General features: G+C 71.1%; 12 protein-coding genes and 1 riboswitch. Of the genes, 4 read left to right on the top strand and 8 right to left on the bottom strand.

The genetic code is table 11. The annotated features are described in order from the left end of the window. Positions 1–63: 63 nt before the first annotated feature. Together SD460_RS23375 and SD460_RS23370 are read right to left on the bottom strand one after the other, a co-directional pair. Positions 64–1,230, bottom strand: a complete 1,167-nt coding sequence (locus tag SD460_RS23375) for a glycoprotein (protein WP_318306732.1) — start codon at positions 1,228–1,230, stop codon at positions 64–66. A 130-nt stretch (positions 1,231–1,360) separates the two neighbouring features. After that, positions 1,361–3,940 (bottom strand): AAA family ATPase, encoded by a 2,580-nt coding sequence (locus SD460_RS23370; RefSeq protein ID WP_318306731.1) that lies wholly within the window; start codon positions 3,938–3,940, stop codon positions 1,361–1,363. A 269-nt stretch (positions 3,941–4,209) separates the two neighbouring features. Between SD460_RS23370 and SD460_RS23365 the strand changes: the two genes are divergently transcribed. Both SD460_RS23365 and SD460_RS23360 read left to right on the top strand, forming a co-directional pair. Next, positions 4,210–5,607, top strand: a complete 1,398-nt coding sequence (locus SD460_RS23365; protein WP_290057947.1) for a PI-PLC domain-containing protein — start codon at positions 4,210–4,212, stop codon at positions 5,605–5,607. 104 nt (positions 5,608–5,711) lie between these two features. Further along, the gene (locus SD460_RS23360) at positions 5,712–6,863 is read left to right on the top strand and encodes an FAD-dependent monooxygenase (RefSeq protein ID WP_290057946.1); all 1,152 of its coding nucleotides are present in this window, start codon (positions 5,712–5,714) and stop codon (positions 6,861–6,863) included. On the opposite strand, the gene metH is transcribed toward SD460_RS23360, so the two are convergent. Next, positions 6,845–10,489 (bottom strand): methionine synthase, encoded by a 3,645-nt coding sequence (gene metH, locus SD460_RS23355; RefSeq protein ID WP_290057945.1) that lies wholly within the window; start codon positions 10,487–10,489, stop codon positions 6,845–6,847. The two genes, SD460_RS23360 and metH, sit on opposite strands and share 19 nt — an antisense overlap. A 14-nt stretch (positions 10,490–10,503) precedes the next feature. Beyond that, a riboswitch (S-adenosyl-L-homocysteine riboswitch) is annotated at positions 10,504–10,582 on the bottom strand. 295 nt (positions 10,583–10,877) lie between these two features. Here metH and SD460_RS23350 point away from each other — a divergent pair. Then, positions 10,878–11,738 (top strand): TIGR03619 family F420-dependent LLM class oxidoreductase, encoded by an 861-nt coding sequence (locus SD460_RS23350; RefSeq protein ID WP_318306730.1) that lies wholly within the window; start codon positions 10,878–10,880, stop codon positions 11,736–11,738. Positions 11,739–12,068: 330 nt separating this feature from the next. Here the strand turns inward: SD460_RS23350 and SD460_RS23345 are convergent, their stop codons facing one another. After that, positions 12,069–13,454 (bottom strand): sugar porter family MFS transporter, encoded by a 1,386-nt coding sequence (locus SD460_RS23345; protein WP_290057943.1) that lies wholly within the window; start codon positions 13,452–13,454, stop codon positions 12,069–12,071. Positions 13,455–13,705: 251 nt separating this feature from the next. Between SD460_RS23345 and SD460_RS23340 the strand changes: the two genes are divergently transcribed. Continuing rightward, positions 13,706–16,417: a cellulose binding domain-containing protein gene (locus tag SD460_RS23340; RefSeq protein ID WP_369077412.1), complete on the top strand. Its 2,712-nt coding sequence runs from the start codon at positions 13,706–13,708 to the stop codon at positions 16,415–16,417. 288 nt (positions 16,418–16,705) lie between these two features. Here the strand turns inward: SD460_RS23340 and SD460_RS23335 are convergent, their stop codons facing one another. Genes SD460_RS23335 through SD460_RS23320 form a run of 4 tightly spaced genes read right to left on the bottom strand, consistent with a single transcriptional unit; the run spans position 16,706 to position 20,065 of the window. Continuing rightward, positions 16,706–17,707, bottom strand: coding sequence for a zinc-dependent alcohol dehydrogenase family protein (locus SD460_RS23335; RefSeq protein ID WP_290057941.1), 1,002 nt, complete (start codon positions 17,705–17,707; stop codon positions 16,706–16,708). A 26-nt stretch (positions 17,708–17,733) separates the two neighbouring features. After that, positions 17,734–18,432 carry an HAD family hydrolase gene (locus tag SD460_RS23330; RefSeq protein ID WP_290057940.1) on the bottom strand — a complete coding sequence of 233 codons (699 nt, stop codon included), beginning with the start codon at positions 18,430–18,432 and terminating at the stop codon, positions 17,734–17,736. Beyond that, entirely contained in the window at positions 18,429–19,232 is an 804-nt protein-coding gene (locus SD460_RS23325; protein WP_290057939.1) for a carboxymuconolactone decarboxylase family protein, read from the bottom strand. The genes SD460_RS23330 and SD460_RS23325 overlap by 4 nt, the downstream gene beginning before the upstream one ends. A 35-nt stretch (positions 19,233–19,267) precedes the next feature. Beyond that, on the bottom strand, positions 19,268–20,065 hold the full coding sequence (locus tag SD460_RS23320; RefSeq protein ID WP_290057938.1) for an AfsA-related hotdog domain-containing protein: 798 nt from the start codon (positions 20,063–20,065) through the stop codon (positions 19,268–19,270). Positions 20,066–20,069 lie beyond the last annotated feature (4 nt).

Genomic DNA, 20,069 nt, shown 5'->3' with positions numbered 1-20,069 from the left:
CGCCGGGCTCAGTGGTGCTGGTCAGTCGTGCTACTGCTCAGTCGTGCTGTTCAGTCGTGCTGCTCAGTAGTGCTCGACGTCGTGGTGGTGGCCGTGGTCGTGGTCGTGGCCGCCGTGGTGGTGCTCGTGGTGCTCGTGCTCGTGGCCGCCGTGGTGCTCGGTGGCAGCCTGTTCGTTGAACTGGTTGCCGCCGTGGTGGCCCTGGGCCTGCTCGTTCTGGAAGATGTTGCCGTGGCCGCCCGTGGAGGCCTGCTCGTTGAACTGGTTGCCGTGTCCGCCAGAACCCTGCTGGTTCTGGAAGATGTTGCCGTGGCCGCCGGTCGAGGCCTGCTCGTTGAACTGGTTGCCACCGTGCCCGCCCGAGCCCTGCTCGTTCTGGAAGATGCTCCCGTGGCCGCCCGTGGAGGCCTGCTCGTTGAACTGGTTGCCGTGTCCGCCAGAACCCTGCTCGTTCTGGAAGATGCTCCCGTGACCGCCGGTCGAGGCCTGCTCGTTGAACTGGTTCCCACCGTGACCGCCCGAACCCTGCTGGTTCTGGAAGATGTCGCCGCCGCGGCCACCCGTTGAAGCCTGCTCGTTGAACTGGTTGCCACCGTGGCCACCCGAGCCCTGCTGGTTCTGGAAGATGTCGCCACCGTGGCCGCCGGTCGAGGCCTGCTCGTTGAACTGGTTGCCACCGTGGCCACCCGAGCCCTGCTCGTTCTGGAAGATGTTGCCAACGCCGCCACCCGTGGAGGCCTGCTCGTTGAACTGGTTGCCACCGTGGCCACCCGAGCCCTGCTCGTTCTGGAAGATGTTGCCAACGCCGCCACCCGTGGAGGCCTGCTCGTTGAACTGGTTGCCACCGTGACCGCCCGAGCCCTGCTCGTTCTGGAACACGTCACCGTGGTGGCCGGCCGAGGCCTGCTCGTTGAACTGGTTGCCCCCGTGGCCACCCGAGCCCTGCTCGTTCTGGAAGATGTCGCCGCCACGGCCGCCGGTCGACGCCTGCTCGTTGAACTGGTTCCCCCCGTGGCCACCGGAACCCTGCTGGTTCTGGAAGATGCTCCCCGAACCACCACCCGTCGAGGCCTGCTCGTTGAACTGGTTCCCACCGGAACCACCGGAACCCTGCTCGTTCTGGAAAATGTTCCCCGAGCCACCCGTGGAAGCCTGCTCGTTGAACTGGTTCCCCCCGGAACCACCCGAACCCTGCTCGTTCTGGAAAACGTCGCCCGATGAAGTCGTCATCCTGTGCACTCCTGACATTCGGATCGGTGAAGCCCGTGCCCCTCCGTTGTCATCCAGTGTCGAACCGACAACCGCCTCGGTCATGAGTAGCGCTCTACTCGGCTTCTCCCTGGCTCACACCGCCGGCTACCTACGGGCCGTCGTCCGCGCTACTCCCCGGCTCCGGACGGCCCACCACCGACGCCAGCTCCCGGCGCCCCGAGATACCCAGCTTCGCGTAGACGCCGTGCAGCACGTTGTCCACCGTTCGGACCGACACCACGAGCCGGTCCGCGACGGCTCGGCTGGTCAGGCCCGTTGCGACCAGGCGGGCGATCTCCAGCTCGCGGACCGTCAAATCGAGGGGCGTGTCCAGCAGCGCCAGCGCCGGCGTCGCGGCGTCCTCACAGGACGCCAGCCACGTCTGGGCCCGCTGGGCCGAACCGACCGCGCTGCCCAGTTTTCCCGCCGCGCGGTGGGCTCGGGATGCCTCCGCCGCCGCCTCCGCGGCGAGCAAGCGCGCGCCCACGTCGGCGAACGCCGTCGCGGCCGCGTCCAGGGCGGCCGCGTCACCGGCGGACAGGGCCCGTGCGTGCGCCGCGTACGACGACACCAGTGGACCGGCCAAATCCGACGAGAACTCGGGGACGCCGAAGCGGACGAGGTCGTGCCGGATCTCGGCCGCGATCGCCGCCCGGCCCGTCGACTCCGCTGCCGACGCCGCTTCCGAGGCCAGTGACACCGCGCGGGTCAGCTCGCCCCCGGCCGCGCACGCCCAGGCCGCGGCCCAGCGGCCGAGCGGGCCGGGCAGGTCCGCCTCCGGGACCTGGCCGGTCATCGCGCACGCCCGGGCCAGCGCGCCCAGTACCGCGGGGCGGAACTCGTGGGGCTGGTCGTGGCCCTCGACCGTCAGGGCTTCGCGCAGCCGCCGGATCGCCGCCCGGACGTTGCCGTACGCCAGCGCGACCGTGCCGAGGGACGCCGCCGCGCTCGCCAGTGCCGGGCCCCAGCGGTCGCCGACCGCGTCGCGGTAGTCGTCGCCCGCCAGGTCCTCGGCCTCTTCCAGACGACCGGCGCGGCACAGCGCCACCACCCGCGCGTGCTCCAGCCGGATCCGCGAACCCGGCACCGACGCGTCGGACACCGCGATCGCCAGTCCCTCTTCGACGACGCCGAGGCACGCCTCCGTGCGGCCGGCCTCGGCCAGCGCCCCGGCCGCGACCACCAGCGCCCCGAGGCGCAGCACGTCACCGCGGCGGTTGCGGTCCAGCACCGGGCCGAGCAGGTCCAGCGCCGCGCGGCACGAGCCCTCCGCCGCACGCAGGGCCGCGCGGGCGACCACCAGTTCGTCGGCCGTCCCGGACACCGCCGTCTCGGCCGTGTCGAGCACGGACTCCGCCTCTTCGAAGCGGTTCAGGCCGAACGCCAGGTTCCGCGCGCGCGTCCCGGCCACGCGCGCGTGCTGGGCGTCCGACACCGTCTCGCCGGCGAGCTCCGCCAGCAGCGCGTCGGCGTCGGCGTGCCGCCCGCCCGCGATCCGGACCTGGGCCAGCAGGTACTTCGCGGCGAACCCGCCACCCAGCCGGACGGCTTCCGCGGCCAGCTGCTCGGCCTGCGGGAAGTCTTTGCGCAGCAACGTCTCGGCCGCGGCACGGACCAGCTGCGGGTCGGTCGGCAGGCCGGCGGCGAGCCGCCAGCGGACCAGCCGCGGCTTGTCCTCGGCCCGCCGCGCGCCGGTCATGTCCAGCGTCCGGGCGAGGATCCGGTAGGTGTCGCGCTGCCGCAGCGGCGACGTCCGGCGCCGGATCACCTCGGCGTAGAGCGGGTGCGCCAGGCGGACGTTCAGCCGCCGCCCGGTGCGCTCGGACACGACGAGCCCGGCCTGCTCGGTGGACGCGAGCACGCTCGCCGCGCCCAGCCGGACCAGCGGCTCGCTGCCCAGCGGCTCCCCGAAGGCCAGCAGTTCCAGCAGCCGCCGCTCGTCGGCGTCGACGCGGTCGGTGCGGGTTTCGATCAGCTCGACCAGCCGCGGGGTCGCGGTGAGGGCGCCGCTCCACCGCCACAGGCCGTCCGCGGCCGACAGCGAGCCGCTGTCGAGGCCGCCCTGGACGAGTTCGCGCAGGAACAGCGGGTTCCCGAGGGTCAGGTGCCACAGCCGGTGCTCCGCGCCGTCCTCGAGCCGTCCGCCCAGCGCCGCGGTGATGAGCTCGATGGTCTGCGCGCGGCTCAGCTCGCCGACGTCGAGCCGCTCGGCGACGCGGTCCTTCCACATCGCGAACACCGGGTCGGGCACGCTCACGCCGTGCGGCGCGATCACGATGACGAACGCCGACGCTGTCGCGGCCAGCTGGTGCACCAGGGTCGCGGACAGGTCGTCGAGCAGGTGCGCGTCGTCGACGCAGAGCACCAGCCGCCGTCCTTCCGCGCCCCGCGTGAGGTGCCCGGCGACCTGGTTGAGCCGGTGCGCGCGGTCGGCCGTGCCGTCCGCGCTGCCCGGCAGGAGGTGGGCGAAGGCACCGAACGGGATCGTGGACGCCGACGACATCGCGCGCACCCAGTGCGTGCGCGCCCCGCCGGCGGCCAGCTCGGTCAGCAGCACCTTGGCCAGGCGGGTCTTGCCGGCCCCGGCGCGCCCGGTCAGCAGCAGGCCGCACACCTCGGCGTCGGCCAGTGCCCGGCGCGCGAACGCCAGCTCCTGTTCGCGGCCCACCAGCGGCCAGTCGTTCGCCACACCCACTGCCTCCCCTGCCTGCGCACAGCTCTTCTCCGGATAATGACAACGGAGGGGTCTTCGAAGTACCGAATCCGCGCAGCGATTTGGCATAATTCTTCAAGCGGTGCGACAAAAACGACATAACGGACACTTGATCTGGCATTCCGTGAGCATTTTCCGGCCATTCTCGCGGCACCGTGATCAACCGTTTTCGCGGAATTCAAGACAACTCCTCGCGGGACCGCGAGGATGGGCCTCGCCCCGTTCCCCGAAGTGAGGACCCGAGGATGATCCGCCTGCCCGCATTGGCCGTCGCCGCGCTCAGCGCTTCCGCGTTGCTGACCGGGACGGCCGCCGCCGCGAGCCCGCCGTTCACCGAGTCGGTGTTCCGGGCGACGCACAACAGCTATTCGGGCAACGTCGACGGCGCCAAGAACTCGATCGCCTACCAGCTCGACCACGGCGTCCGGTTCATCGAGCTCGACGTCCACGACAACGGCTACGCGACCACCCACGACTACGGCGTCGGCCACGACTCCCCCGGCAACCTCGTCGACCACAGCGGCGGCAACCCGGCCTCGAACAACCTCCGCGACTGGCTGGCCGCGGTGAACACGTGGTCGGCGCAGCACCCGGCCGCCGCCCCGATCGTCGTCATGCTCGACCTCAAGGACGACCTCACCGACACCCCCTCGTTCGCGGCCGGCAACCTCACCGCCGTCAACCAGGAGCTGGAGTCGGTGTTCGGCGGCCGGCTGCTGCGCGCGCCGGACTACCCCGCCGGGCAGCCGTCGGTGGACGCGCTGCGCGGGCGCGTGCTGCCGCTGCTGTCCGGGCACGCCGGGAGCCGCGCGGAATACAAGCGCGACGTCGGCTACCACCCCGCGGTCGCCTTGAACGGCCGCGGCCAGCTCGTCGAGGTGCACGACTCCGGCGGCGGCGCACTCTGGTACTGGACCGGGACCTACGGTGCCGACGGGCGGGTCACCTGGCTGCGGCACGGCAAGTACGACAGCGGGCAGACGCCGGCCGTCGCGCTCAACGACAACGGCGACCTCGTCGAGGTGCACCAGTCGCAGAGCGCGAGCACGCTCTGGTACCACGTCGGCAAGCTCGGCGCGGACGGCGAGATCACCTGGCAGGCGTCGCACCAGTACGACAACGGCGTGCAGCCGACCGTCGCGTTCACCGACGGCACGCACCTGCGGGAGATCCACCAGAGCCAGAGCGGCAGCCAGAACTGGACGTGGAACGGCACGCTGTCGGCCACGACGGTCTCCTGGACCGGCAACGCCAAGACGTCGGACGCGCGCTTCGCGAAGGACACCGCGACCAGCGGCACCCAGCGGGTGAAGGTGTGGACGGGTGCCGACGGCCCGACGCCGTCGAACACCCTGCGCGCGGACACCGCGAGCGTCGGCGGCGACCGGATCCGCTACCGGCAGGTCGCGTTCGACGAGTTCCAGAAGGGCGACAGCGCCGAACTCCAGCAGGGCGCGCTGTTCTACGGCGCCCCCGCGACGGAGTCGGCGTTCATCACCTCGGCCCGGCAGTCGGGCAAGCTGGTCCGCGGCTGGGACTTCGACTCGGCGAGCCAGGCGACCACGCCGTTGGCGAACTACCCGGCGACGAACCACCCGTACGACGCCTGGTACCAGTCGCTGCTGACCGGCGCCGCCGAGTAGGTCGTGAGTGTTCAGTCGGGTTCTAACCCGACTGAACACTCACGACCGGGCACCGTCAGCGCTTCGTCAGGGACCGGTAAGCGTCCCTGGCGAAGCTCTGCGGCATGAAGCACCTCACCGTCCTGATCTCCGGCGCCGGCATCGCCGGCCCCGCGCTCGCCCACTGGCTGACCCGCTACGGCTGCACCGTCACCGTCGTCGAACGCGCGCCGGCGGTGCGGCCGGGCGGGCAGGCCGTCGACTTCAAGGGCGCCACCCACCGGACCGTGCTCGAGCGCACGGGCATCCTCGACGACGTCCTCGCGCGCCAGACCGGCGGCCAGGACCAGACGATCGTCGACGCCGACGGCCGGCCGCGCGCCGTCATCCCCGGCGAGTTCACCGGCGGCGAGATCGAGATCCGCCGCGGCGACCTGGCGGAAATCCTTTACGCGCACACGGACTGCGAGTACCTGTTCGGCGACACCGTCACCGCGCTGACCGAGACCGCGGACGGCGTCGACGTCACCTTCGCCCACACCGGGCCGCGCCGGTTCGACCTCGTCGTCGGCGCCGACGGGATCCACTCGAACGTCCGGCGGCTGGCGTTCGGCCCGGAACGCGACTACGTCCAGTACCTCGGCTACCACTACGCACTGGCCGAACTCGGCGAAGACGTCGCCGGCGGCGACGCGGTGATGTACAACGAGCCGGGCCGGATGGCCGCCGTCGGCGGACCCAAGGCTTCGGCGTTCTTCGTGTTCGCCTCGCCGGAGCCGGACTACGACCGCGACGACCCCCAGCAGCAGCGGAAACTGCTGGTCGACGCCTACCGCGGAGCCGGCTGGCGGGTGCCCGAGCTGATGGCCAAAGTCCCCCAAGCCCGGGAGTTCTACCTCGACCAGCTCGCCCGCGTCACGGTCGACCACTACTCCCGCGGCCACGTGGTGCTGCTGGGCGACGCCGCCTACGGCAACACCCTCGGCGGGTTCGGGACCGGGCTGGCGGTCGTCGGCGCGTACGTCCTCGCCGGGGAGCTCCTCGCGGCGGACGGCGACCACCGAGTGGCCTTCGCCCGCTACGAAGAGCAGTTCCGCGGCTACGCCAAGATTTCCCAGCGAGGCAGCGCGGGCCCGTTCCTCGCGCCGCCGTCCCCGCTGCGGATCAAGCTGCGGGACTGGACGTTCAAGTCCCGCTTCCTGCTCGGCCTGATGCTCAAGGCGACCGACAAGTTCGCCACGGACATCGAGCTGACGGACTACGCCCCGGGCTCGTAGGCCAGGTTCGGCCGCAGCCACTGCTCGACCTCGGCCACCTCGACGCCCTTGCGCCGCGCGTAGTCCTCGATCTGGTCGCGGCCGAGCCGTCCGACGGTGAAGTAGCGGGAGTCCGGGTGGGCGAAGATCAGCCCGGACACGCTCGCCGCCGGCGTCATGGCGAACGACTCGGTCAGCGCCATGCCCAGCTCGTCCGCCTCCAGCAGCTCGAACAGCTCCCGCTTCTGGCTGTGGTCCGGGCTGGCCGGGTAGCCCAGCGCCGGCCGGATGCCGCGGAACCGCTCCGCGTGCAGGTCTTCCAGCAGCGGCTCGGCGTCGGGCTCGAACCAGTCGCGGCGGGCCTTGAGGTGGATGTACTCGGCGAAGGCCTCGGCGAGGCGGTCGGCCAGCGCCTTGACCATGATCGCGCGGTAGTCGTCCTGCTCGGCCTCGTACTTCGCGGCCAGCGCGTCGGCGCCGTGGATCGTCACCGCGAACCCGCCGAGGTGGTCGCCCACCGGGGCGATGTAGTCGGCCAGGCAGCGGTTCGCGCGGTCCACCGGCTTCGAGGTCTGCTGCCGCAGCATCGGGAACCCGACGTGGGAGTATTCGCCGTCCAGCAGGATGTCATCACCCTCGCGGTGGGCCGGCCAGAACGCGTACGCGCCCTTCGCCGTGAAGCTGCCGTTCGCGATGATCTCGTCGAGCAGCGTGTTCGCGTCGTCGAACAGCTCGCGCGCGACCGGCTGCTCCAGGATGGCCGGGTACTTGCCCTTGAGCTCCCAGGCCAGGAACAGGAACTGCCAGTCGACCATCTCGCGCAGCTCGGTGATGCTCGGCTCGACGACGCGCAGGCCGGTGAACGCCGGCGTCGGCAGGCCGTCGAAGGACACCCGCTCCGGGTTCGCGCGCGCCTGCTCGAGGGTGAGCATCGGACGGCGCTGCTTGCTCGCGTGCTGCTCGCGCAGCACCTCCTGGTCGGCCCGGTTCTTCTCCGCCAGCGCGATCGAGCGGTCCGGATCGAGCAGGTCCGACACCACGCCGACCACGCGGGAGGCGTCGAGCACGTGCACCGTCGCGTTGTCGTAGACCGGGGCGATCTTGACCGCGGTGTGCTGCCGCGACGTCGTGGCGCCGCCGATCAGCAGCGGCAGCTTGAGCCCGCGCCGCTGCATCTCGGTGGCGACGGCGACCATCTCGTCCAGCGACGGCGTGATCAGCCCGGACAGCCCGACGGCGTCCGCGCCTTCGGTGACCGCGGTGTCGAGGATCTTGCCGGCGGGCACCATCACGCCGAGGTCGATCACCTCGTAGTTGTTGCAGCCCAGCACGACGCCGACGATGTTCTTGCCGATGTCGTGGACGTCGCCCTTCACCGTGGCGAGCACGATCTTGCCCTGCCCGCCGGTCGACGCGAGCCGGCCCTCTTGGCGCGCCTTCTCCTTCTCCGCCTCCATGAACGGCTCGAGGTAGGCGACGGACCGCTTCATCACGCGGGCGCTCTTGACCACCTGCGGCAGGAACATCTTGCCGGAGCCGAACAGGTCGCCGACGATCTTCATGCCGTCCATCAGCGGGCCCTCGATGACGTCGAGGGGCCGGGCCATCTGCTGCCGCGCTTCCTCGGTGTCGTCCTCGATGAAGTCGACGATGCCGTGCACCAGCGCGTGGGACAGCCGCTCGCCGACCGAGCCTTCGCGCCAGGACAGGTCGACGACGCGCTTGGTGCCGCTGCCCTTGACGTTCTCGGCGAAGCTCACCAGCCGGTCGGTCGCGTCCTCGCGGCGGTCGAAGAGCACGTCCTCGACCAGCTCGAGCAGGTCCTTCGGGATGTCCTCGTAGACCGCGAGCTGGCCGGCGTTGACGATGCCCATGTCCAGGCCGACCTGCACCGCGTGGAACAGGAACGCCGAGTGCATCGCCTCGCGGACGACGTCGTTGCCGCGGAAGGAAAACGACAGGTTCGAGATGCCGCCGCTGATGTGTACGCCGGGGCAGCGTTCTTTGATCCGGGGCAGCGCGTCGATGAACGCCTTCGCGTAGCCGTTGTGCTCGGCGATGCCGGTCGCGACGGCGAGGACGTTCGGGTCGAAGATGATGTCCTCGCCCGCGAACCCGGCCTTCTGCGTGAGGATGTCGTACGCGCGGCCGCAGATCTCGACCTTGCGGTCGGCGGTGTCGGCCTGGCCCTGCTCGTCGAAGGCCATCACGACGACGCCGGCGCCGTAGTTCCGGATGGTGCGGGCCTGGGCCAGGAAGGGCTCCTCGCCCTCCTTGAGGCTGATCGAGTTGACCACGCCCTTGCCCTGCAGGCAGCGCAGGCCGGCTTCCAGGACGGTCCACTTGGAGCTGTCGACCATCACCGGGATGCGGGCGACCTCGGGCTCGGTGGCGATGAGGTTGAGGAACGTCGTCATCGCCTGCTCGGAGTCGAGCAGGTCGGCGTCCATGTTGACGTCGAGCAGGTTCGCCCCGCCGCGGACCTGCTCCAGCGCGACGTCGACGGCGGCCTGGTGGTCGTCGGACTCGATGAGCCGGCGGAACCGCTTGGAGCCGGTGACGTTGGTGCGCTCGCCGATCATCACGAACCCGGTGTCGGCGCCGATGCCGAACGGCTCGAGCCCGCTGAACCGGGTGTGCGTCCGCGGCGCGGGCACCTCGCGCGGCGCGACGCCCTTCGCGGCTTCGGCGATCTTCGCGATGTGCGCCGGGGTGGTGCCGCAGCAGCCGCCGACCAGGTTGACCAGGCCGTCGCGGGCGAAGCCGCCGATCAGCCCGGCGGTCTGCTCGGGCGTCTCGTCGTAGCCGCCGAACGCGTTGGGCAGCCCGGCGTTGGGGTGGCAGGCGACGTAGGCGTCGGCGATCCGGGCGAGTTCCTCGACGTGCGGGCGCATCTCCTCCGCGCCCAGCGAGCAGTTCACGCCCACGACCAGCGGTTTCGCGTGCTCGATCGAGCTCCAGAACGCCTCGACCGTCTGGCCCGAGAGCGTCCGCCCGCTGAGGTCGACGATGGTCACCGAGATCCACAGCGGCAGCTCCGGCGCCACCTCGCGGGCGGCGGCGATCGCGGCCTTGCAGTTGAGGGTGTCGAAGATCGTCTCGATCAGCAGCAGGTCGACGCCGCCCTCGGCGAGCCCGGCGATCTGCTCCGCGTAGGAGGCCTTGACCTGCTCGAACGTGACCGCGCGGTACGCCGGGTCGTCGACCCTCGGCGACAGGCTGAGCGTGACGTTGAGCGGGCCGATCGAGCCGGCGACGAACTTGCCGCCGGCCTCGTCGGCGGCCTGGCGGGCCAGCTGCGCGCCGCGGACGTTCATTTCGTGGACGTGCGACTGCAGCCCGTAGTCGGCCTGGCCGATGCTGGTGGCGGTGAAGGTGTTGGTCGTGGTGATGTCCGCGCCCGCGGCCAGGTACTGGCGGTGGACGTCGAGGATGACGTCCGGGCGGGTGAGGTTGAGCAGGTCGGGGTCGCCGGTGACGTCGTGGGTGTGGTCGCCGAAGCGGTCGCCGCGGTAGTCGGCGGGGGTCAGCCCGGCACCCTGCAACATGGTGCCCCAGGCGCCGTCCAGCACCGCCACCCGCTGGTCGAACAGCTCGCGCAACCGCGCTGTCGAATCGAACGCGGCGGACTCTCGCGGGGTACTCACCGGCAGCCTCCCTTGGTCGGGAGGCGCCCTTGGTTGGTCAATCCCGGCCGAGCGTGGCGGACCCGGTGGTCCGTTGCAGCGCCTCTCGGCTCGTGGTCCACGGTATCGGATCCCGGGCCGCGCACGCCATCCCGCCCCACCCCGGCGTCCACTGGCTGGGACACCATCCGTCCACAAAGGATTGACACGTCGCCTCCCCGTTCGGTCGCGGGCCCCTCCACCGTGCCCGCGGCCCGGCCCGTCGCTCTGCTCCCCGCCTGCCTACCCGCACCCCGTCCAGCGGGGCTCGACCGCCGCTCGACAGGGTCACCAAGGGTACTCGACCAGCAACCCTCCGCAGCACCCGGCCGACCTTGAAAACTGAAACACGTTCTAATACGCTCGCCGAGTGGACTACGGAATCGTGCTGTTCACCAGCGACCGGGGCATCACCCCGGCGGCCGCCGCGCGCGTCGCGGAGGCCGCCGGGTTCGCCACCTTCTACGTACCCGAGCACACGCACATCCCGGTGAAGCGGGAGTCGCCGCACCCGCGCACCGGCGACGCGTCCCTGCCCGACGACCGCTACAGCCGCACCCTCGACCCGTGGGTCGCGCTGGCGACCGCGGCCGCGGTGACGTCGCGGATCAGGCTGTCCACGGCGGTCGCCCTGCCGGTGGAGAGCGACCCGATCACGCTGGCCAAGACGATCGCGAGCCTCGACCACCTGTCGGGCGGGCGCGTCACGCTCGGCACGGGCTTCGGCTGGAACGTCGACGAGCTGAACGACCACGGCGTGCCCGGCAACCGCCGCCGCACCGCGCTGCGGGAGTACCTCGAGGCCATGAGTGCACTGTGGACGAAAGAGGAAGCGGCCTACGACGGCGAGTTCGTGTCGTTCGGGCCGAGCTGGGCGTGGCCGAAGCCGGTCCAGGCGCACATCCCGGTGCTGCTCGGCGCGGGCCCGACGGAGAAGACGTTCCGCTGGATCGCCCGCCACGCCGACGGCTGGATCACGACCCCGGCGGACAGCGACCTGGACGGGCACGTGGCACTGCTCCACCGGATCTGGGCCGAGGAAGGCCGCGACGGGCGGCCGCGGATCTGCGCGCTCGGCGAGCGGCCCGATTCGGAGCGGCTGGCCCACCTGGACGCACTCGGGGTGACCGAGACGATCTTCGGGCTGCCGGACCGCGCCCCGGAGGAAGTGGAAGCGTGGGTCGGCCGCCTCGCCGTCAAGCTGAGCCTCGCCACCGCCGCGGCACACTGACACACGGTCGGACGCGGCCGATGCATGCGCCCCAATGTGGCGTTGGGTGCGTTGGACGCACCGAACGCCACATTGGGTGCGTCCGGGGTCAGAACACCAGACCCAGCAGCCACATCGGCCCCGCCGCGCGCGCCCGGACACGACTTCGCGCAAGCCGAGGCGGTCGGCGAAGGGTCTTGAATGAGTCATTCAGGACCTCGCGAGACCTGAATGACTCATTCAAGACACCACCGGGCCTGGCCGCGCCGGTCGGCTGAGCGCGCCCCGCCCGGGTGTAGTGAATGACTCATTCCTGTCGCCGGACGACAGGAATGAGTCATTCACGGCGTTTCAGCTCTTGACCGCCACCCCTTGGCGCGCACGGAGGTCGAGCTCGATCTGCTCCAGCGAGCGGCCCTTCGTCTCCGGCACCAGCCACTTCGTGAGCACGAACAGCACCACGTTGATCCCCGCGAACAGGAACATCGAGCCGCCGATGCCGAGGGACTTCGGGTCGGAGATGATCGGGAACACCGCGCTCACGATGCCCGTCGCCGCCCAGAGGACCACGCTGCTCACGCCCATGCCGGCCGCGCGGACCTTGAGCGGGAAGACCTCGGACATCATCACCCACACGACCGCGCCCCAGCCGAGTTCGTAGCCGACCAGGTAGAGCACCATCATCACCAGCATCAGGATGCCGCGCAGGCCGGTGTCGTGGACGTTGAGCACGACCAGTCCCGCCGCGGTGAGCGTCAGCACCATGATCACGTTGCCGATGAGCAGCAGCGGCTTGCGGCCCCAGCGGTCCACCACGAACACGACCCACGCGGTGAACAGGAACTTCGTCACGCCCAGCAGCACGCCCGACAGCAGCGCGGCCTGCGTGGCGAAGCCGAGCCCGATGAGCATCGTCGGGAAGTAGGCGTTGATCGCGTTGACGCCGCTGAACTGCTGGCCGACCGCGAGCAGCACGGCGACGAACAGCATCGGCCGCACCCAGCCGGCGAACAGGTCGCGGAACCGCGGCTTCTCTTCGGTGTCCATCCGGATGACGTCGCGGATCGTCGAGATCTCCTCGTCGAGGTTCACCGAGTTGCCGTGCGCGCTGGCCAGAACGCGCCGGGCCTCCTCCTCGCGGCCGTTCTTGACCAGCCAGCGGGGCGTCTCGGGCAGGAACGCCAGCCCGACGAGCAGGATCGCCGCGGGCACGATCGCGCCGGCGAACATCCAGCGCCACGCCGAAACCGGGCCGAGCCAGTAGCTGACCAGGAACGCGATCAGGATGCCGCTGACGATGAAGATCTGGTTCAGCGCACCCATCGCGCCGCGCAGCCGCGCCGGCGCCAATTCGGACAAGTACGTCGGAACCGTCGACGACGAAAGCCCGATGCCCAGCCCGATGATCAGGCGGGAAAGCACGAGCAGCGTGAACGTCGGCGAGAAGGTCGCCGCCAGGGTGCCCACGATGACGATCGCCGCGGCGACCATGATCGTGCGGCGCCGGCCGAGCGCTTCGTTGGTGCGGCTGGAGAACAGCGCGCCGACGATGGCACCGACCGACAGGCTGGCGGTGATCACGCCCTTGTCCCAGCTGGTCAGCGCCCACAGTTTCCCGATGAACGGGAGCACCCCGGAGATCACGCCGAGGTCGTAGCCGAAGAGGATGCCGCCGAGCGCACCGAAGAAGTACAAGGTGGTCCGGCTGATGTGCCGCGCCGGGGCTGTCTGCGTCATTGCCGGGTCGCCTCTTTCGTAGGTCCAGTCCAGCCAGCGGGCACCACACTCACACGCCGGAAAAAGCCCGACAAGACGCTGACCGATAACAATTCAGAAACCTGATCGACGTTCACATACGTGACACGCTCAAAGTGCTCTCAAATCCACTGTGGACAGTCGCGGGCGAAGAAATCATCGAACGCTTTACAACGTTCCGGCGGCTCGTTTACCTTCCACCTGGAAGCGCTCCCAGAGTGGTGGAGGCCGACGTGAGACGACTGCGTTCCCCCAGTGCACCCAGGGCAAGCCGGGTCCTCGCGGCCGCGCTGGCCTTGCTCCTGCCCACCGCCGTCGCGATCACCGCGGGCGTGCCGGCCGCCCCCGCCGCGGCGGCGGCCTACACCTGGCGCAACGCCGAGATCGGCGGCGGCGGGTTCGTCCCCGGCATCGTCTTCAACCAGACCGAGCCCGGGCTCGTCTACGCCCGCACCGACATCGGCGGCGCGTACCGCTGGAACCCCTCGACCGGCCGCTGGCTCCCGCTGCTGGACTCGGTCGGCTGGACCGACTGGGGCCACAACGGCGTCGTCAGCCTCGCCACCGATGCCGTCGACCCGAACCGGGTGTACGTCGCCGCGGGCATGTACACCAACAGCTGGGACCCGAACAACGGCGCCGTCCTGCGCTCGGCCGACCGCGGCGCCACGTGGCAGGCGGCGGCGCTGCCGTTCAAGCTCGGCGGCAACATGCCCGGGCGCGGCATGGGCGAGCGGCTGGCGATCGACCCGAACCGCGACAGCGTCCTGTACCTCGGCGCCCCCAGCGGCAACGGGCTCTGGCGCAGCACCGACTCCGGCGTCACCTGGGCGAAGGTGACCAGCTTCCCCAACCCCGGCAACTACGCGCCCGACCCGAGCGACCCGTCGGGCTACTCCAGCGACAACGAGGGCGTCACCTGGGTGACGTTCGACCCCACGACCGGCACGCGCGGCAGCACCACGCAGACGATCTACGCCGGCGTCGCGGACAAGCAGAACACCGTCTACCGCAGCACCGACGGCGGCGCGACCTGGGCCCGGCCGGCCGGCCAGCCCACGGGATACCTGGCGCACAAGGGTGTCCTCGACCCGGTCGGCGGCTACCTCTACCTCGCGACCAGCGACACCGGCGGCCCGTACGACGGTGCGAAGGGCGACGTCTGGAAGTACGCCACCAAGACCGGCACCTGGACGCGGATCAGCCCGATCCCGTCCGACAGCACCGACGACTACTTCGGCTACAGCGGCCTCACGATCGACCGGCAGCACCCGGGCACCCTCATGGTCGCCACGCAGGTGTCGTGGTGGCCGGACGTGATCTTCTTCCGCAGCACCGACGGCGGCGCCACCTGGACGCGGATCTGGGACTTCACGAGCTACCCCGACCGGTCGCTGCGGTACACGCAGGACATCTCCGCGGTGCCGTGGCTGACCTTCGGCGTCCAGCCCGCTCCCCCGGTGCCGTCACCGAAGCTCGGCTGGATGACCGAGTCCGCCGAGATCGATCCCTTCGACTCGAACCACTTCCTCTACGGGACCGGCGCGACGATCTACGGGACGAGCGACCTCACGAAGTGGGACAGCGGCGGGAAGATCACGCTGAAGCCGGTCGTCGGCGGCCTCGAAGAGACCGCGGTGCTCGACCTGATCAGCCCGCCGTCGGGCGCTCCCCTGCTGTCCGGGCTCGGCGACATCGGCGGGTTCCGGCACGACAGCCTCGACGCCGTCCCGGCCACCATGTACACCCAGCCGGTCTTCACCACGACCACCAGCCTCGACTACGCCGAGCTGAACCCGGCGACGATCGTCCGCGCCGGCACACTGGACCGGAGCGCCCGGCCGAACGACAACCGGATCGCCTTCTCCACCGACGGCGGCAAGAACTGGTTCCAGGGCGCGGAGCCCGCCGGCGGCGCGAGCGGCGGCACCGTGGCCGCGGCCGCCGACGGCAGCCGGTTCGTGTGGAGCCCGGACGGCACCGCGGTGAGCTACTCGGCGGGCTTCGGCTCGTCCTGGACGGCGTCCGCGGGCATCCCGGCCGGCGCGGTCGTGGAGTCCGACCGCGTCGACCCCAAGCGGTTCTACGGGTTCGCCGCCGGGAAGTTCTACTTCAGCACCGACGGCGGCGCGAGCTTCACCGCGACCGCGGCCACCGGGCTGCCCGCCGGCTCCGCGCACTTCAAGGCGATGCCGGGGGTGGCGGGCGACGTCTGGCTCGCCGGCGGCTCCGGCACGGCGTACGGCCTCTGGCACTCGACCGACTCCGGTGCGTCCTTCACGAAGCTGAGCGGGGTCGCCGAAGCCGACAACATCGGGTTCGGCAAGGCCGCCTCCGGCCGGACGTATGCGTCGTTATACACCATTGCGAAGATCGGCGGGGTGCGCGGGATCTTCCGCTCGGACGACGCGGGCGCGTCGTGGACGCGGATCAACGACGACCGGCACCAGTACGGCAACATCGGGGCGGCGCTCAGCGGCGATCCGCGGGTGTACGGGCGGGTCTACGTGGGCACGAACGGGCGCGGCGTGATCGTGGGCGACTCCGGCGGCACCGAGCCGCCGCCGACCACCACGACCACTCCCACGACCACCACTCCCCCGACGACGACCACGCCGGTGCCGTCCGGCTCCTGCACGGCGGCCTACACCGTCACGAACCAGTGGCAGGGCGGGTTCCAGGCCTCGGTGAAGGTGGGCAACACCGGCGCCGCGGCGGTCACGGGCTGGACGGTGGCGTGGACGTTCGCGGACGGCCAGCGCGTGACACAGGCGTGGAACGCTCAGGTCACCCAGACCGGCGCGGCGGTCACGGCGGTGGACGCGGGCTGGAACAAGACGATCCCCGCGGGCGGCAGCGCCGAGTTCGGCTTCACCGGCAGCTCCGGCACGGCCAACCGCGCCCCGGCCACGATCTCGCTCAACGGGCGGGCCTGCACGACGTGACTTCGGGCCGGTGCGGGGCGCGGGCGGGAAGGGGGTTTCAACCCACCCCCAGGCGGTTGAAACCCCCTCCCCGCGCCCCCAGTCCCGGACGGTCCGCCCGAGCAGCCGCAGCCTGCTCGAGCGATGTCCTGGTATCCACCACTCTCCCCGGTGCCGTCAGCGGCCGCCATTCCTGTCGAAAAGCGACTTTTTCCCCCGAACCCACCCCCGCTGACCTGCGAAAAGGAGCGGACGGGGTACGGATATACCCAGCCGGGACGGCAAAAGTTACCCGGGACCGAGGGCCGCTCAGGCGCTTTCGAGCACGACCTTCCCGACGTGGCTGCCGGACTCGAGGTGCTTGAGCGCCTCTTCGACCTCGTCGAAGGCGTACCGGCGGTCGATCACGGGCCGGAGCCCGGTGTGCTCGATCGCCCGGTTCATCGCCTGGAACGTCTCGCGGGAAGCGTTGGTGAGGCCGCGCAGGGTCAGCTGCTTGACCAGCACGAGGATCGGGTCGGCCCCGCCCTCGTGGGTCAGGACGCCGGCGACGCTGACGTGCCCGCCGTAGCGGGCGGCGATCATCGACTGGCCGATCGTGCCGCCGCCGCCCACGTCGACGACGTGGTCGACGCCGCCGCCGGTCAGCTCGGCCACCGCGGCGCCCCACTCCGGCGTCGTCGCGTGGTTGAGCGTCCGGGCGGCACCCAGCTCGCGCAGCCGCTCGAGCTTCTCGTCCGAGCTGGACGTCGACACGACGTGCGCGCCGCCGAGCGCGGCGAACTGCAGCGCGAACGTCGACAGGCCGCCGCTGCCCAGGGTGAGCACGGTCTGGCCGGGCACGAGCCCGCCTTCTTCGACGACCGCGCGCCACGCCGTGACGCCGGCGCTGGGCAGCGTCGCGGCTTCGGCGTAGTCGAGGTGCGCCGGGACGCCGACGAGCGCGTCCTCGGCGAAGACGGCGTACTCGGCGAGCACACCGTCGAGCGTGCCCGCCAGGTCGTCGGCGGTCTTCTCGGGTGTGCCGGGCCCGGACAGCCAGTCCGGGAAGTAGGTCGCGGCCACGCGGTCGCCGGTGGTCCAGGCGCGCACGCCGTCGCCGACCGCGACGACCTCGCCCGCGCCGTCGGACAGCGGCACGACGTCCGGCTTCACCGGCTTCGGGTAGAACCCCTTGACGATCATCAGGTCGCGGGCGTTGACCGCCCACCCGCGCAGCCGGACCAGGACCTGCCCGGGGCCGGGCTCGGGCACGTCGCGCTCGCCCAGGACGAGCCCGGCGCCGGGACGGGGCAGGGAAAAGTACTTCACGGCGGCTCCAAGGGTGCGGGGACTCCTCAACGAAGCCAGTGTGTCGAAGTCGCGAGCTCCGCGTCGACGATCTCCACGAGTTCGGGCGTCAATTCGGCGAGTGACGCCGCGAAGTGCCGGACCCCGTGGCCCGCCATGAACTCCCGCTGCCGCGCGTGCGCGGGACTCGACGGGAACCCGATGAACCCGGCGCCGTGCGCGCGGGCGTCCTCGGCCACGCGGCTGACGTCGTCGACGAACACGATCTCGTCGAAGCCCACCCCGAGGACGGTCCGGGTGATGTGGTCGACGCCGGGGCGGTGCTCGTTGATGCTCACGTACGGCACGGCGGGGTCGAGCAGGTCGACGAAGTCGCCGAGGTACCGGTCGAAGGTGTGCTCGCGGGTCCGGCCGCCGTAGCAGACCAGCCGCACGGGGAGTTTTGAGAGCGCTTCCAGGCCGTCCCGCGCTCCTTCGGCGACGCGGATCGGGTGCTCGGCCAGGTACTCCTGCCGCGCCGCCCACAGCTGCTTGAGCGTTTCCTCGGCCGGCTGGTCGAGGCCGCAGAGCGCGGTGACCTTCTCGGCGACGACGATGTCGCGCAGCCCGATCACGTCCCGCTCGGCCGCGGCGTCGTAGACCCCGCCGTGGTCGGTGACGAACCGGGCGATCATGGCCAGGTAGGTGTCGTCGATGAGCACGCCGTCGCAGTCGAGCGCGACGACGCGCAGCTTTTCGAAGGTCATCGCTGGGCGAACACTTCCCGCGCGGCGCCGATCGCGTTGAGCGCGGCCGGGAAGCCGCAGTAGAACGCCAGGTGCAGCACGGTCTCGACGGCCTCCTTCTCGGTGCCGCCGACGTTCAGCAGCCCGTGGATGTGCACCTTCAGCTGCGGCAGCGCGGTGCCCAGCGCGACGCACGCGGCGATCGTGACGAGCTCGCGGTGGCGCAGGCTCAGGCCCGGCCGGGTGTAGACCTCGCCGAAGGTGAACTCGATGATGTAGGTGGCCAGGTCGGGCGCGATGTCGGCCAGCGCGACCGCGACCTTCTCGCCCGCTTCGCCGTCGACCGCCTTCATCGCGGCCAGGCCGCGCTCGTAGCGGTCTTCGATGCCCGCCCACGGCACGTCGGCGGGCTCGGGCGACGGCTCGTCGGCCGGCAGGCCCTCGAACGCCGCCTTGAGCGCCGTGAGCGCGTTGAGCGTGGCGGGGAACCCGGCGAACGAGCTGACGTGGATGACCGCCTCGACCAGCTGACGGCGGGTGCAGCCGACGTTGAGCGCGGCCTTGGCGTGGAACTGCAGCTGCGAGCCGGCGTAGCCGAGCGCGGTCAGCGCGGCGACGGTCGTCAGCTGCCGCTCCGGGAGCTCGAGACCGGGCCGGTGGTAGACGTCGCCGTAGATGAACCCGACGCACTGCTCGCCGAACTCGGCCTCGCCGATGCTCTCGAACAGGTCCAGCACGGCCGGCCGGTCCACCCCGCCGAGCTGCTGGATGAGTTTCAGTCCCTGGGCGAAGGACGCCGAACGGTCCGGCTCTTCGGACATCGTGGTGTGGTTTCCCTTCCGGAGTGGGTTTCGGCTCAGCCGAGGTAGGTGCGCGTGGCCTGGTCGGCCTTGCGGCGTTCCAGCGTGTCGATGCGCCCCTGCGCGATCATCGAGTACTCGATGCCGGCGGTGGCCACGGTGCGCCCCTGCTGGCGCACCGCCGTGGTGGCGCGGAACTTCAGGTTGGTCTCCCGGCCGAGGTCGGACTCCTCGATGAGCGACTCGACGGTGGCCGGGAGCGGGAACAGGAAGTCCTGGAAGGACAGGTCGATCCGCTTCCAGACGCCCGCGTACGCGGCGGTCGCCAGGCCGGGCCGGATCGCGGTCTCGAACTGGGCGATGCAGATCTGGCGCATCGCCTCGACGATCACGATGCCCTGCACGTGCTCGCCGGTGTGGTGGTCGAGGATGAGCTCGTTGTCGCGGTGGATCCGCAGCTCGGCCCGGCAGTGCCCGGCCGACGGGCTGTGCACGCCCGCCAGCAGGACGTTCTCGGACCGGTCCTTGTGCACGAGCACCGAGCGCTCCCGGACGCGCCGGAACGCCTCCGGGTCGGCGAAGGTCACGGTGACCCCGCTCTTCTCACGCGCCGCTTCGAGCAGGTCGTGGTCGGTCGCGTCGATGCCCTGGCCGAGGTGGACGACCCAGTGGCCGCCGTCGGCTTCGGGGCCGTCGCCGGGGTCGCCCGCGGCGAGCAGGGCCAGCAGGCCGGACACGGTAAGCACGCGGTCGCCGCGGGCGAACCGCGCGAAGCGGTCGGCGACCACCACCACGTCCCGGCGGGTGTGGCCGTCACGGGCCCAGGTTTCCTCGTTCGCGGTGCCCGGGACCACCGGG

This window comes from Amycolatopsis solani (assembly GCF_033441515.1).
GTDB classification, from domain to species: domain Bacteria; phylum Actinomycetota; class Actinomycetes; order Mycobacteriales; family Pseudonocardiaceae; genus Amycolatopsis; species Amycolatopsis solani.
This window is presented reverse-complemented; position numbering and strand designations above follow the sequence as displayed.